This window comes from Rossellomorea sp. QJM3NY_18 (genome assembly GCF_056173145.1).
The window spans coordinates 2,870,075-2,885,299 of sequence record NZ_CM149659.1 but is presented as its reverse complement, the minus strand read 5'-3'; the positions used below and the strand labels follow the sequence as shown (position 1 = coordinate 2,885,299).

Below are 15,225 nucleotides of genomic sequence, written 5' to 3'. Positions count from 1 at the left end.
TGTAGAACAAAACAAATTAAGCGCTAATGAAAAAGGGGCAGACCCATCGAGGAAGAATCAGGCGCCTTCAAAGCATCCTTATGATACGGTCAGTACCATATATGGAAATTGAAGTAACCGGAATCTTTCAGGCCTGCCTCCTATTTTTCATTAAGAGCCAATCGTTTTGATAACTGTTGCAATAATGAACATTACGGCAAAGAAACCAAAAGAAACACCGAAGCCGACGCCAGAATCTACAGCATCATTTCTTTTTGATTGTACATTCTTTTCAAATTGGTTCACAACTACCCCTCCTATTTCTATTCTAGTATAGAACAACGTTACTGAAAAATCTATACTTCCCTTTACTTTTTCCTTTATTGACAAGAGTTGTCACCCATAACTTTGAGAGCACGTGGTGACACTAATCAATACAAAGGAAATACCGCTTGACGGATAAGGTTCCTAGGTCTTATCCGTTAGCGTTAATATAGATATAGGGGGTGTCCTATATGAGGGATGTCCCCTTTACCCCTTGCCAAATCCAAAAAGCTTTTTTACCATAGAGTAGAGAAAAGACTTAATGGAGAGTGCTGACTTGGTTATTGATACATGGAAAAAAATAGAGAAATCTCAATTTGCCGCTATATATTTAGTTTACGGAAATGAGTCATTTATTATTAATGAAACGAAACAAAGAATTGTTTCAAGTGCCGTTTCAGAAGAAGAAATGGATTTTAATTTTTCCAGCTATGACCTGGAGGAAACACCGATAGAAGTAGCGATAGAAGACGCAGAGACCTTTCCGTTCATGGGAGAAAGAAGAGTCGTCGTTATCCAAAACCCCGTTTTTTTGACTGCTGAAAAAACTAAAGAAAAAGTAGAACATAATATCAAGCGCTTTGAACAGTACATACAATCACCTGCACCGTACACGATCCTTGTGATCACGGCGAATTATGAAAAACTGGACGAGCGTAAAAAGATCACCAAGTCCTTAAAAAAGAGTGCTGAAGTTGTCGAAGCCAAAAAGTTGAATGAGCATGAATTGAAATCCTGGGTAAGGGAGCGTGCTGCCGGGAATAGTGTTCAGATCGATGAAGATGCCGTCGAATTACTGCTGACATTAGCAGGCACAAATCTGATGATGCTCACTCAGGAATTGGATAAGCTTTCTTTATATGCAAGCGACACCAACCGGATCGATGTGGAAGTCGTCGAACGATTGACGGCCAGGTCGTTGGAACAAAATATTTTCACATTAGTGGACAAAGTTGTTCAAAGAAGGATCGATGAGGCATTAAGGATCTATTACGATCTGCTCAAGCAAAACGAAGAACCGCTTAAAATCCTGGCGATCCTTGCAGGGCAGTTCCGCCTTATTTATGGCGCCAAGGAACTTTCGCGAAGGGGATACGGACAACAAAAAATTGCTTCCACTTTGAAAGTGCATCCGTTCAGGGTAAAACTCGCAGCGGGACAGGCGAAGCATTTCAATGATAAGCAGCTTGCCCATATCATCGATACCCTTTCACAAGGGGATTATGAAATCAAAACAGGAAAGATCAAAAAAGAATTGATGATCGAAATGTTCCTGTTTAAACTTCATGATCAAAGTTTTACATAAAAAAACCACCGGACCATTTGGTTCGGTGGTTTTTTTCAATTAGTTCGCTTTTTTCATTAGGCGAGACTTTTGACGATCTGCAGCGTTTTTGTGAATAAGACCTTTTTGAGCTGCTTTGTCTAATTGACGTACCGCTTCAGTTACTAGATCTTTCGCATTGTCAGCGCTGTTAGTCGCTGCTGCTTCTGCTTTCTTGATAGCAGTACGCATAGTAGATTTTACTGCAGCGTTTTGAGTGTTACGCTCGTTGTTTGTTTTTACGCGTTTGATAGCTGATTTGATGTTTGGCATTCCTGTCACCTCCTAGAAAAGGATCGAGATTCTATGTGACTCGATTTAAATTCCTAAACAATAAGAACAAATGATATTTTACCAAACGGACAGTGATATTGCAATACTATGGAGCGAAATTAAACAAGTGAATGAACACATACCAAAAAGGTAAACATATAAAAATACTGGATAATATCCCAAGCCTGGAGGTAGAGTCGAAATGAAAAAAGAAGAAATCGATCTTAGTAAATATTGTGTGCGTACCGATCTTGCCGTTGAAGCAAGGGAAATGGTCGTCAGTGATAAAGCGGAGGATACGTCCTCCATTCAGGGTGTCATGATTAAAGAAAAAGAAGAAGATGGAGTGAAGGTTTCCCTGGTCACGGTCACGCCAGAAGGGGAAGAAAAAATCGGAAAAAAACCCGGTAACTATCTGACCATCGAGGCTCATGGTATCCGTGAGGAAAATACAGAGCTGCAACAGAAGGTCGAAAATATATTCGCCAATGAATTCAATCAATTCCTGATCAATAACAAGATCGGTAAAAATGCTAGCTGTTTGATCGTCGGCCTCGGCAACTGGAATGTGACCCCGGATTCATTGGGTCCAAGGGTATGTGAAGACATCATAGTGACGAGACATCTATTTGAACTGCAGCCGGAATCGGTGGAAGAAGGGTATCGACCGGTCAGTGCCCTCGTTCCGGGTGTCATGGGACTAACAGGGATTGAAACGAGTGATATCATTTTCGGAGTAGTGGAGAAATCAAAGCCTGACTTTATCATCGCCATCGACGCCTTGGCTTCCCGGTCGATTGAACGCGTGAATGCGACGATCCAGATATCAGATACCGGAATCCATCCAGGGTCCGGAGTGGGGAATAAACGAAAAGGGCTGGATCAGGAAACGTTGGGTGTTCCCGTCATTGCCATCGGTGTTCCGACTGTACTGGATGCCGTGACTATCGTCAGCGATACAGTGGATTTCCTCTTGAAACATTTTGGGAAAGAAATGAGAGAAGGTGACCGTCCCTCACGATCCCTTGCTCCTGCAGGACTCAGCTTCGGTGAAAGAAGGAAGCTAACCGAGGAAGACCTCCCGGAAGAACAGCATCGACAAACCTTCATGGGGATCGTCGGAACCCTTGAAGATCAGGAAAAACGAAAATTGATACATGAAGTCCTTTCTCCGATCGGCCATAACCTGATGGTCACCCCGAAAGAAGTGGATGTGTTCATGGAGGACATGGCGAACCTCATCGCAAGCGGCCTCAATGCCGCGCTCCATGATGCGGTGAATCAGGCGAATACGGGGTATCAGACGAGATAGTGGATTTAGATGATTACGCCTTGAGGGGAAGTGTGGACCTCGAGGCGTTTTTACTATGGGAAAAAGTTTCCCTTTCTCATGAAAATCCAACCAAAAAGCACCATTCCATCACGAAAAATACTAGACTCCACCGTTTAACTTTCTATCAATCATCTCATAATGACTACTACATACAGTTCTACTATCTCTATCAATGTCATAGGTTGTACTAGAGTAGAGAAAAGAAAGGGTGGGAGAATGAGATCATACAAAGACTCTAACTATGTCATCGCCATTCAAATGTCTACGATACTGAAAGGGACGCTGATCTTCATTGCAGGATTGCTCTCGGTTTTTTCAATGATCGGTATCCTCACTTCTTTGAACCCTGAATTTAGAATAACGTCAAATTCGTTGAACCAGGCGGCTTCCAGTGTGAAGGGAGAGACATTATATAAAATGTTGGCGCTGGAAAACCGGTCCTTCAATCAAATATTGCCAGAAGAGGATCAGGCACTCCCCAGCTTGTCATCCATGTTCTTTCAGGTGGCCACCAACGTAAGTTTCGAAGATCCCCGAAGCTTTCTAGGTCGTGAACTGCCGGGTTTCTCGATTTTCGACGGCGATATCCTGGTGGCAGGGGAAGGGACGGACTTTACGAATATGCCGATTGAATCGGTTCCCCCACCCGAAGCTCTCGAAGTTGAAAATGAAGCACCACTCAAGAATGTCGGGGATCTGAAGGAAACCAATCAAAAGGGCGGAGACGTGATGCCACCTTTATCCACGGGAAATAAAAAGACGGTCCTTCTTTACTTCACACATACGCGGGAATCCTATCTTCCTTATCTGGATGGAGTGTCCAAACCGGATTCCGCCATGCATTCCAAGATCAATGTCACCAGGGTGGGGGAAATGGTGAAGACGGGCTTGGAAGACGAGGGGATAGGGACGAGCATCAATAAGACCGATGTGATCCAAAACTTAAACCATAAGGGACTTGACTACTGGGCGGCTTATCAGGAGTCGCGGCCGCTGGTGCAGGCAGCCATGACCAGCAATAAAGATTTGTTATATATGATGGATATTCACCGGGATTCACAGAGGAGAGATATGACGACCGTGGCGATAGGGGGCAAACCTTACGCAAAGCTTGCATTTGTTGTTGGGGAAGAGCATCCGAACTATGAACAGAATCTGAAACTGGCAACTGAACTTCATAAGCGATTGGAATCGCATTATAAAGGGATTTCACGTGGTGTCATTGCGAAAAAGGGAAGTGGCACAAACGGTAAATTCAATCAGGACCTTTCCGGAAACGCCATGCTCCTGGAATTCGGAGGGGTGGATAATACATTTGAGGAGCTGGAGAGGACTGCGAAGGCATTCACTGATGTATTCGCTGAGTACTACTGGCAGGCAGAAAAGGTGGATGATTCACTCACTACACCTGCTGTAAGGCAGTAATGAAAAGGATGGATGAACATGACGAAATTCTTTTTTAAATGTGCATTTCTTATCACGGCATTATTTATCGGCGTCCTGATCGGGATGCAATATGCCAATCAAGGAATCGTGGATATGAAGGGACATGAACAGCAGAACTTTACTTCTCCTGTCGGTGTCAATCAGAACGGGGATGGAAATGTCGAGGCATCGTTCCTCGGGAATGAGGTAGATTCCAAAACGCTGAATGAAAAGAAAGAGAAGCTAGAAGAAATGAAAGCCTTTAATGTATTCTCTTCCATCGGAAAAGTCATAGCGAATACCATCGAAAGCATCACCAATAAAATAGTGGATGTGATTTCTTCGCTCATTTAAACGTAAAGAAGCTGGGGCATAACTAAATTTATTTCCTCTAAAGACGAACAATCAAAAAATTAGTTAGGTTTGCTTGCCACACCGCTATTGATTTCCATGCAAGACTTCGCTTTCCTCGGGCGGAAGGCAAGCCTCCTCACAGCATGTCGCTCCTGCGGGGTCTTACCTATTCCGCTTTTCCCGCAGGAGTCTTCGTCTTGCACTCCAATCAATAGCTAGATCCTACTACATACACTGAATATGCTTTAGCTATAATAATAAAAGGGTCATTCATCAAGGTTTATGTTATTTGTACACAGACTATAGTTTTCGAATGTTCGATTATTTTGGGTCTGTCGAAGCAAAATGAGTCATTCACATCAGGTTAGGAAGAGAATTTATATAAGTAACGGTTACGGTCACTGCAACTATGAGATAAGAATTGATGTATGCAATAGGTAATCTCGACATTAAATTGTTATAGTGAAACCTTACGCTTGGAAAGTTGATTGGAGCGGAAGGTGCTCGACTCCTGCGGGAAACGCGGAAAAGCCTGAAAAGCGGAGGTGGCTTGCTCAGCCCCGACAAGTATAAGATGAATGGGCTAAGAAGGCGTCTTTGTGCCTTCTTGGACCATTTAGCTTATGACCTCGAGGGGCTAGCCACCGTAGCTGGATCTTGAGACCCCACAGGGCAGCCCGAGGAGGCTCAACTCACGCCCCGCGGAAAGCGAGCACCTGGAGCGGAAATCAACCACTACTCACTACATCAAAATGATCTATCCGAACGATTTCGATTTTCAGAAATGAATTTCGAATGATCATTCAGATATTCTTTTAACTAAACACTTTTGTTCCAGCATCCCTTTTTTCATGTTTCACGAGGCAGGTAGATTCGCGAAATGCAAGGAAATCGGTCAATTCCCGATAGACCCTTTAGTTTACATTGAATAATATATAGTCTACTGCTATAATTCAAAATAGTGTACATGTGTGGAAATAACAGGAGTTGAACGAATAATGAACCGTGAAGAGAAATTAGAGAGACAATCGAGAATAAGAAACTTTTCCATTATTGCTCATATCGATCATGGGAAATCTACCCTTGCCGATCGTATATTAGAAAAGACGAAAGCATTGACGGCGCGTGAAATGAAAGCCCAATTGCTGGATTCCATGGACCTTGAGAGAGAGCGTGGAATCACCATTAAATTAAATTCTGTGCAATTAAAGTATCAGGCGAAGGATGGGGAAGAATATATTTTCCATCTGATTGATACACCGGGGCATGTAGACTTTACATACGAAGTATCCCGCAGTTTAGCAGCTTGTGAGGGAGCTGTCCTAGTTGTGGACGCCGCTCAGGGGATTGAAGCCCAGACGCTTGCAAACGTGTATCTTGCTTTGGATAATAACTTGGAAATCCTGCCAGTCATCAACAAAATCGACCTTCCTGCAGCCGATCCCGAGAGAGTTCGTCAGGAAGTGGAAGATGTTATCGGTCTTGATGCATCTGAAGCGGTCCTTGCCTCAGCCAAAGCCGGAATCGGGATTGAAGAGATCCTTGAGCAGGTGGTAGAAAAGGTGCCGGCTCCTCAAGGGGATCCCGATGCACCAATGAAAGCCCTTATTTTTGACTCTTTATATGACGCCTACCGTGGAGTCGTTGCCTACATCCGTGTAATGGATGGAAGCGTCAAAGTAGGGGATAAGGTCCGCATGATGGCGACAGGGAAAGAGTTTGAAGTGACCGAGATCGGCGTCTTCACTCCGAAAGCGACGGGTCAGAAAGAATTGACAGTCGGGGATGTCGGATATTTGACTGCAGCGATCAAGAACGTTGGAGACACCCGTGTAGGGGATACCATCACCCTTGCCAATAATCCTGCACAGGAAGCATTGCCTGGTTATCGCCGAATGAATCCGATGGTTTATTGCGGTTTATATCCGATTGATTCAAATCGCTATAACGATTTGAGAGAAGCGCTTGAAAAGCTTGAATTAAATGACTCTGCCCTTCAATTCGAGCCTGAAACTTCACAGGCATTAGGGTTTGGATTCCGTTGTGGATTCCTGGGTCTTCTTCATATGGAGATCATTCAGGAACGTATCGAACGGGAATTCAAAATCGACCTGATCACGACGGCACCAAGCGTTATCTATCATGTGAAATTGACAGACGGTGAAGAAGTGAAAGTGGATAACCCATCTATGATGCCGGATCCACAAAAGGTCGATCATGTTGAAGAACCTTATGTCAAAGCAACGATCATGGTTCCGAACGACTATGTAGGTGCCGTCATGGAGCTTTGTCAAGTAAAGCGCGGGAACTTCATCGATATGCAGTATATGGATGATACACGAGTGAATATCGTTTATGAAATCCCGCTTGCTGAAATCGTATATGATTTCTTCGATCAGTTGAAATCGAATACGAAAGGATACGCTTCATTTGATTATGAGCTGATTGGATACAAGGAATCCAAGCTTGTGAAAATGGATATCCTGCTGAACGCTGAAAATGTCGATGCTCTCAGCTTTATCGTTCACCGTGACTTTGCTTATGAACGCGGGAAATTGATTGTAGAGAAACTGAAGGAATTAATTCCCAGACAACAATTCGAAGTACCCGTCCAGGCAGCGATCGGACAGAAGATTGTAGCAAGATCGACCATTAAAGCCATCCGTAAGAACGTATTGGCAAAATGTTATGGTGGGGATATCTCGCGTAAACGTAAGCTTCTTGATAAACAAAAAGAAGGTAAAAAACGTATGAAGTCCGTCGGGAATGTTGAAGTTCCGCAGGAAGCCTTCATGGCCGTCCTGAAAATGGATGATACGGATAAAAAATAATCGTCATGCAGATAAAGGGGGAAAGTGGCTTGTTTTTCAAGCACAGCTTACCCCCTTTTCTCTATGAATGCCCCCAAAGGAGGGATAATCTTGGTTAAATCAGCTTATATTCATATTCCTTTTTGTGAACATATCTGCCACTATTGTGATTTTAATAAAGTTTTCCTGGAAGGTCAGCCCGTAAATGAATACTTAATCAGCCTGGGTCAGGAAATGAAACATAGAGTCTCAGCTTCTGAGAAACTGGATACCATTTTTGTCGGCGGTGGTACGCCGACGTCTCTGGATGCAAGGCAGCTCGATACGCTGTGTAAATCCATCACGACCCATTTGCCTTTTGAAAAGGGTGAATTTACCTTCGAAGCAAACCCTGGTGATTTAACACAGGAGAAACTTCGAGTGTTAAAGGAGAACGGTGTGAATCGGTTGAGTTTCGGGGTTCAATCCTTCAATGATGAACTGTTGAAAGGAATCGGTCGTACCCATAAAAGTGAAGATGTCTATACGTCAGTAGAAAACGCTCAAAAAGTAGGGTTTTCAAACATCAGCATTGATTTGATCTATAGTCTTCCAAGGCAAACAGAAGAGGACTTTCGGGATACACTAACAAAAGCGCTTGACCTGGATCTTCCTCATTACTCTGCCTACTCGCTCATCGTAGAGCCGAAAACGGTTTTCTATAACTTGATGAGAAAGGGTAAGTTGTCACTCCCGTCACAGGACCAGGAAGCAGCCATGTACGAGATCCTGATCGAAACGATGGAGAAGTATGGGATCAATCAATATGAGATCAGTAATTTTGCCAAACCGGGATTTGAAAGCAAACACAATCTCGTTTACTGGGACAATAATGAATATTATGGTTTAGGAGCAGGTGCACACGGATATATAAACGGAGTACGTTATTCCAACTACGGACCGCTCAAGAAATACATGGACCCAATTTCAGAAGGTTCCCTCCCGACCATCCAGGAGCATCAAGTCACCAAAGCCGAAATGATGGAAGAAGAAATGTTCCTAGGGTTGCGTAAAGTGGAAGGCGTAAGTAAAACCATTTTCCAACAAAAATTCGGATCGAGCATAGAATCCGTCTTTGGCCCATCCATCGAAGAAATGGAAAAGCGCGGACTGCTCTCAGTAAATGAAGAGAGAATAGCACTTACAAAACAGGGCCGTTTCCTTGGAAACGAAGTATTTCAATCATTCCTGGGTGTAATCGAATAGTTGTGTTCTAATGTGCGGGTTAGCTTATGCTAATTAAGTTGATTGAAGCGGAAGGTGCTCGACTCCTGCGGGAAACGCGTGAATGTTGAGACCCCACAGGGCGAAGCCCGAAGAGGCTCAACTCACGCCCCGCGGAAAGCGAGCACCTGCAGCGGAAATCAACCACCACTCGCTATTTTTAAAAGGCCAATGAAAAGACCCAATCTAATATATTGACATCCCTTTACTGATTTGATAATTTATTAATTAGATTTAGCACTCATCTTAGTAGAGTGCTAACAGGGGTGATGAATGTTGTTAACAGATCGACAACTTCTAATTCTTCAAGTGATCATTGATGATTTTATTTTGTCTGCCCAGCCTGTCGGTTCGAGAAGCTTGTCTAAAAAAGATGAGATTTCATTCAGTTCAGCTACGATCCGTAATGAAATGGCAGATCTTGAGGATTTGGGCTTTATAGAAAAAACCCACACATCCTCAGGTCGCGTACCGTCAGAAAAGGGCTATCGATACTATGTGGATCACTTGCTTTCTCCACAGAAATTAAAAAAGAATGACGTCCATGCACTACGCTCCATCTTTACTGAGCGCATGTATGAATTGGAGAAAGTGGTCCAGAAATCGGCGAAGATCCTTTCAGAGCTGACCAATTATACAACGATTGTTTTAGGGCCAGATTTAAAGGAAAACAAGCTGAAAAAAATTCAGCTGATTCCTCTTAACAAAGATACGGCCATTGCCATCATCGTCACGGATAACGGACATGTTGAAAATAAACTGTTCCATATTCCGCCGACAATGGATGCATCAGAGCTTGAAAAGCTTGTACACATATTAAATGACCGCTTGACGGGTGTTCCGATCAGTGAGTTAAACGATAAAATCTTTAAAGAAGTCGCTCTTTTACTGAAAGAGCATATACAGAATTATGATTTTATCCTCCACTCCCTAACGGACTCCTTTAATCCAACCGTCACGGATAAGCTTTTCTTTGGAGGAAAGACCAATATCCTGAATCAGCCTGAATTTAATGATGTACAAAAGGTCCGCATGCTTCTTGAAATGATCGAACAGGAAGAAAGCATTTATAACCTGATCCGCCCATCTGCCACAGGGGTGAACATCAAGATCGGGAAAGAAAACGATCATCTTGCTATGGAGAATTGCAGTCTCATAACCGCTACTTATTCGATTGGCAAAGAACAATTAGGTTCCATTGCGATCATCGGGCCTACCCGGATGGAGTATTCCCGTGTCGTCAGTCTACTTAATTTCTTTTCAAACGATATGTCCAAGGTTCTGACGAAGCTGTATCAAAGTGAGGATTAGTGGACATATTGTATAAAGGAAAATATGGCCCCGAAAGCGTGTCTGAACAGACGTTTCGGCGCCTTCATACGAACGCTGGCAGGATCACATTTTTAAGGAGGTGAATGTTATGTCTGAAGAAACGAAACAAGAGCAGCAGGAAGCGAAAGAGGAAAAAGGCGAAGCAGTGGAAGAAGTGTTCGCTGAAGAACCTCAAGCTGAGGAAGTGCTTGAAGAGCAGCAAGAATCAGATGAGCTTTCACAATTAGAGGAAAAGCTGAATGAGTCTGAAAATCGTTATCTTCGTTTAAGAGCCGATTTCGATAATTTCCGCCGTCGCATTACCGTGGAAAATGAATCGAAGGAAAAATATCGTGCTCAAGGACTGATTACGGAACTATTACCGGCACTGGATAATTTCGAACGTGCTTTGAATATAGAAGCTGATAATGAGCAAACGAAACAACTGCTTCAAGGAATGGAAATGGTTCACAGAAGTCTTGTGGAAGCCCTCAAGAAAGAGGGTGTGGAACAAATTGAAGCGGTAGGTCAGGAGTTTGACCCTCATATGCATCAAGCTGTCATGCAGGTGGAAGATGAAAACTACGATAGTAATATCGTTGTTGAGGAATTCCAAAAGGGATACAAATTGAAAGATAGAGTAATTCGTCCTTCCATGGTGAAGGTCAGTCAATAAACAAGACATTACATATACAAAACAGGGAGGATTCTTACTATGAGTAAAATTATCGGTATTGACTTAGGTACAACAAACTCATGTGTTTCAGTACTTGAAGGCGGAGAGCCGAAAGTCATTGCAAATGCAGAAGGAAACCGCACAACTCCTTCAGTCGTAGCGTTCAAAAATGGTGAAAAGCAAGTTGGGGAAGTAGCAAAGCGTCAAGCGATCACAAACCCTAACACAATCATCTCAGTGAAACGTCACATGGGAACTGACCATAAAGTAGAAGCAGAAGGAAAAGAATATACGCCACAGGAAATCTCAGCTATGATTCTTCAACACTTGAAATCATATGCAGAGGATTACCTTGGAGAAACAGTTGAAAAAGCGGTCATCACTGTACCTGCTTATTTCAACGATGCAGAACGTCAAGCAACAAAAGACGCAGGTAAAATCGCAGGTCTTGAAGTAGAGCGTATCATCAATGAGCCGACTGCTGCAGCGCTTGCATATGGACTTGATAAAATGGATCAGGACCAGACAATTCTAGTATATGACCTTGGTGGCGGTACGTTCGACGTATCCATCCTTGAACTTGGTGACGGAGTATTTGAAGTACGCTCGACTGCCGGTGACAACCGTCTTGGTGGAGACGACTTTGACCAAGTGATCATCGATTACCTTGTTGCTGAATTCAAAAAAGAAAACGGAATCGATCTTTCTAAGGATAAAATGGCTCTTCAACGTTTGAAAGATGCTGCTGAGAAAGCGAAGAAAGATCTTTCAGGAGTGACTTCAACTCAAATCTCACTTCCTTTCATCACAGCTGGAGAAGCAGGACCCCTTCACTTGGAAGTGACTCTATCCAGAGCGAAATTCGATGAAATCTCCTCTGACCTTGTAGAACGTACAATGGGACCAACTCGTCAAGCAATGAAAGATGCCGGTCTTTCTGCAAGTGAAATCGATAAGATCATCCTTGTTGGGGGATCGACTCGTATCCCAGCAGTACAGGAAGCGATCAGAAAAGAAACAGGTAAAGAGCCATCTAAGGGTGTTAACCCTGACGAAGTTGTAGCGATGGGTGCAGCCATTCAAGGTGGAGTTCTGACTGGAGATGTAAAAGACGTTGTATTACTTGACGTTACACCACTATCACTTGGTATCGAAACAATGGGTGGGGTATCTACGAAGCTGATCGAGCGTAACACAACGATCCCGACGTCTAAATCCCAAACATTCTCAACTGCCGCTGATAACCAGACGGCTGTTGACATTCACGTATTACAAGGTGAGCGCCCGATGGCTGCTGATAACAAAACGCTTGGACGTTTCCAATTAGCGGACATTCCACCGGCACCGCGTGGAGTACCACAAATCGAAGTGAAATTCGATATCGATAAGAACGGTATTGTGAATGTTAGTGCGAAAGATCTTGGAACAGGCAAAGAGCAAAACATCACAATCAAATCTTCTACAGGCCTTTCAGATGATGAAGTAGAGCGCATGGTGAAAGAAGCCGAAGAAAATGCCGATGCAGATAAGAAACGTAAAGAGGAAGTTGAACTTCGCAACGAAGCAGACCAACTTGTTTTCCAAACGGAAAAAACGTTAAAAGATCTTGAAGGCAAAGTAGAAGAAGATGAAGTGAAAAAAGCGGAAGATGCAAAAGCTGAACTGAAAGAAGCGATCGAGAAAGATGATCTTGATCTTATCCGCGAAAAGAAAGACGCATTGCAGGAAATCGTTCAAAGCTTAACGATGAAGCTTTATGAGCAGGCTCAAGCGGAAGCTCAGGCAGCACAAGGCGCTGAAGGCGAAGCTTCGAAAGATGACGATGTGGTCGACGCTGAATATGAAGAAGTAAATGACGATAAGAAATAATCAGGTGTAAACGAACGAAAAAGTCAAAGTCAGGGCGGTTCTTGGCTTTGACTTTTTCTATGATTGAAGGAAACCTTCAATCAACAGACACAAACTAAAGTAAGGAATGTTGAGTTTTTATTGATAATAGTCGAAGCTCAATGTTAAAATAACCTTTATGCAAAGGATTCGGGAGTGGTGTTTTAATGAGTAAACGGGACTATTATGAGGTTCTTGGGGTTGGAAAAGACGCCTCAAAAGACGAAATGAAGAAAGCATACCGCAAGCTCTCCAAAAAATATCATCCGGATATTAATAAAGAAGCGGATGCGGATGAAAAGTTCAAAGAAATATCGGAAGCGTATGAAGTGTTAAGTGATGATCAGAAGCGCGCTCAGTATGATCGTTTCGGACACACGGACCCTAACCAGGGATTCGGCGGCGGAGGAGACTTTGGCGGCGGCGGTTTCGGTGGTTTCGAGGATATCTTCAACACATTCTTCGGTGGAGGCGGCGGGGGCCGGAGAAGAGATCCAAATGCTCCCCGTCAAGGAGCGGACCTTCAATACACAATGTCTCTGACATTTGAAGAAGCGGTATTCGGGAAAGAAACCGAAATCGAAATTCCGAGAGAAGAAGAGTGTGATACGTGCCATGGTTCGGGAGCGAAGCCTGGTACAAAGGTCAATACATGTTCTCACTGTAATGGATCCGGTCAATTGAATGTTGAACAGAATACACCATTCGGCCGCATTGTGAACAGAAGGGTTTGTCACTACTGTAACGGTACAGGTAAACAAATCAAGGAAAAATGTTCAACGTGTGGCGGTGCAGGTAAAGTACAGAAACGCCGTAAAATCGCTGTTAAGATCCCTGCTGGTATCGATGATGGACAACAGCTGCGCGTGACAGGTCAAGGAGAACCGGGTATTAATGGCGGCCCTGCAGGTGACCTGTATGTAGTTTTCCACGTCCGTTCACATGATTTCTTCGAACGTAACGGTGATGACATATACTGCGAAATGCCTGTAACGTTTGCCCAGGCCGCATTGGGTGATGAAATTGAAGTACCGACCTTACACGGTAAAGTAAAGTTGAAAGTCCCTGCAGGTACTCAAACGAGTACGAGATTCCGCTTGAAAGGCAAGGGCGTACCGAATGTTCGAGGTTACGGTACGGGGGATCAGCATGTTCAGGTGAAAGTGGTCACCCCTTCCAAGCTGACGGATAAACAGAAACAATTATTGAGAGAATTTGCTGACATCAGCGGTCAAATTCCTGATGAACAGCATGAAAGTTTCTTTGATAAAGTAAAAAAGGCCTTTAAAGGCGAATAACTAAAGAGTGGAGTTGGTAGATCAATGAAATGGTCAGAAATCAGTATTCTTACAACGAATGAAGCGATTGAGCCGATTTCAAACATTCTTCATGAATCAGGGGCAAGCGGTGTGGTTATTGAAGATCCTGCCGAATTAGTTAAGGAAAGAGAAGATATGTTTGGAGAGATCTACCAACTCAACCCTGATGACTACCCATCTGATGGCGTCATGGTCAAAGCCTATTTGCCCGTCAATAGTTTCCTGGGGGAAACCGTTGACGAGATCAAGCAGGGCATCACGAACCTCGTTACGTATGATATCGACATTGGTGAAAACAAAGTGGAGATTTCTGAAGTGAATGAAGAAGAGTGGGCTACGGCTTGGAAGAAATATTACCATCCGGTGAAGATTTCCGATAAATTTACGATTGTTCCAACCTGGGAAGATTATACTCCGGTACACAGTGATGAACTCATCATTGAGCTGGATCCGGGCATGGCGTTCGGAACGGGTACTCACCCTACTACCGTCATGTGTATCCAGGCACTTGAGCGGATCGTAAAAGAACATGATTCCGTCATTGATGTCGGCACGGGCTCAGGTGTATTATCCATTGCATCGGCTTTATTAGCTGCTGACCAAGTACGTGCATATGACCTGGATGAAGTCGCGGTTCGTTCAGCAAGGCTGAATGTAAAGTTGAACAAAGTTCAGGAAACGGTATCGGTGGATGCCAACAATCTATTGAACGGGGTGACCGGACAGGCTGATGTGATCGTGGCGAACATCCTGGCTGAAATCATCCTGCGCTTTACAGAAGACGCATACGAGCTTGTGAAGCCGGGTGGATATTTTATCACTTCCGGAATCATCCAGCCTAAAAAGCAGGAAGTACGTGACTCTTTGGAAGCTGCCGGTTTCCATATCGAAGAGATCATGGTAATGGAAGACTGGGTTGCGATCATCGCTATAAAACCTGAATAATA

At 43.7% G+C, this 15,225-nt stretch carries 13 protein-coding genes and 1 pseudogene; 11 read left to right on the top strand and 3 right to left on the bottom strand.

Annotation, left to right across the window (positions count from 1 at the left end; all coding sequences use genetic code 11):
- Positions 1–150: 150 nt before the first annotated feature.
- Positions 151–285 (bottom strand): YqzM family protein, encoded by a 135-nt coding sequence (locus AC0VXY_RS14930; protein ID WP_435990080.1) that lies wholly within the window; start codon positions 283–285, stop codon positions 151–153.
- Between the two features lie 295 nt (positions 286–580).
- Between AC0VXY_RS14930 and holA the strand changes: the two genes are divergently transcribed.
- On the top strand, positions 581–1,609 hold the full coding sequence (holA, locus tag AC0VXY_RS14925; RefSeq protein WP_475525697.1) for a DNA polymerase III subunit delta: 1,029 nt from the start codon (positions 581–583) through the stop codon (positions 1,607–1,609).
- Positions 1,610–1,648: 39 nt separating this feature from the next.
- On the opposite strand, the gene rpsT is transcribed toward holA, so the two are convergent.
- Positions 1,649–1,900, bottom strand: a complete 252-nt coding sequence (gene rpsT / locus AC0VXY_RS14920; RefSeq protein WP_435990082.1) for a 30S ribosomal protein S20 — start codon at positions 1,898–1,900, stop codon at positions 1,649–1,651.
- A 202-nt stretch (positions 1,901–2,102) separates the two neighbouring features.
- On the opposite strand from rpsT, the gene gpr reads away from it, so the two are divergent.
- From gpr to AC0VXY_RS14905, 3 genes are all read left to right on the top strand, one after another.
- Positions 2,103–3,212, top strand: a complete 1,110-nt coding sequence (gpr, locus tag AC0VXY_RS14915) for a GPR endopeptidase (RefSeq protein WP_475525696.1) — start codon at positions 2,103–2,105, stop codon at positions 3,210–3,212.
- A gap of 237 nt (positions 3,213–3,449) precedes the next feature.
- Positions 3,450–4,658 carry a stage II sporulation protein P gene (gene spoIIP / locus AC0VXY_RS14910; protein WP_475525695.1) on the top strand — a complete coding sequence of 403 codons (1,209 nt, stop codon included), beginning with the start codon at positions 3,450–3,452 and terminating at the stop codon, positions 4,656–4,658.
- Between the two features lie 18 nt (positions 4,659–4,676).
- A complete protein-coding gene (locus AC0VXY_RS14905; protein WP_435990085.1) occupies positions 4,677–5,012 on the top strand; it encodes a DUF3679 domain-containing protein in 336 nt (111 codons plus the stop codon).
- Here AC0VXY_RS14905 and AC0VXY_RS14900 read toward each other — a convergent pair.
- Positions 5,009–5,224 (bottom strand): annotated as a pseudogene (locus tag AC0VXY_RS14900) (hypothetical protein). The gene AC0VXY_RS14905 and the pseudogene AC0VXY_RS14900 sit on opposite strands and share 4 nt — an antisense overlap.
- A 786-nt stretch (positions 5,225–6,010) precedes the next feature.
- Between AC0VXY_RS14900 and lepA the strand changes: the two are divergent.
- The 7 genes from lepA to prmA all read left to right on the top strand — a co-directional run bounded on the left by lepA (position 6,011) and on the right by prmA (position 15,223).
- The gene (gene lepA, locus AC0VXY_RS14895; protein ID WP_435990086.1) at positions 6,011–7,843 is read left to right on the top strand and encodes a translation elongation factor 4; all 1,833 of its coding nucleotides are present in this window, start codon (positions 6,011–6,013) and stop codon (positions 7,841–7,843) included.
- 90 nt (positions 7,844–7,933) lie between these two features.
- Entirely contained in the window at positions 7,934–9,067 is a 1,134-nt protein-coding gene (gene hemW / locus AC0VXY_RS14890; RefSeq protein ID WP_475525694.1) for a radical SAM family heme chaperone HemW, read from the top strand.
- A gap of 294 nt (positions 9,068–9,361) precedes the next feature.
- On the top strand, positions 9,362–10,396 hold the full coding sequence (hrcA, locus tag AC0VXY_RS14885; protein WP_435994453.1) for a heat-inducible transcriptional repressor HrcA: 1,035 nt from the start codon (positions 9,362–9,364) through the stop codon (positions 10,394–10,396).
- Between the two features lie 109 nt (positions 10,397–10,505).
- The gene (grpE, locus tag AC0VXY_RS14880; protein WP_475525693.1) at positions 10,506–11,072 is read left to right on the top strand and encodes a nucleotide exchange factor GrpE; all 567 of its coding nucleotides are present in this window, start codon (positions 10,506–10,508) and stop codon (positions 11,070–11,072) included.
- A 39-nt stretch (positions 11,073–11,111) separates the two neighbouring features.
- Entirely contained in the window at positions 11,112–12,941 is a 1,830-nt protein-coding gene (gene dnaK, locus AC0VXY_RS14875; protein ID WP_435990088.1) for a molecular chaperone DnaK, read from the top strand.
- Positions 12,942–13,126: 185 nt separating this feature from the next.
- Positions 13,127–14,257 (top strand): molecular chaperone DnaJ, encoded by a 1,131-nt coding sequence (gene dnaJ, locus AC0VXY_RS14870; protein ID WP_435990089.1) that lies wholly within the window; start codon positions 13,127–13,129, stop codon positions 14,255–14,257.
- Positions 14,258–14,281: 24 nt separating this feature from the next.
- Positions 14,282–15,223: a 50S ribosomal protein L11 methyltransferase gene (gene prmA / locus AC0VXY_RS14865; RefSeq protein WP_435990090.1), complete on the top strand. Its 942-nt coding sequence runs from the start codon at positions 14,282–14,284 to the stop codon at positions 15,221–15,223.
- Positions 15,224–15,225: the final 2 nt, after the last annotated feature.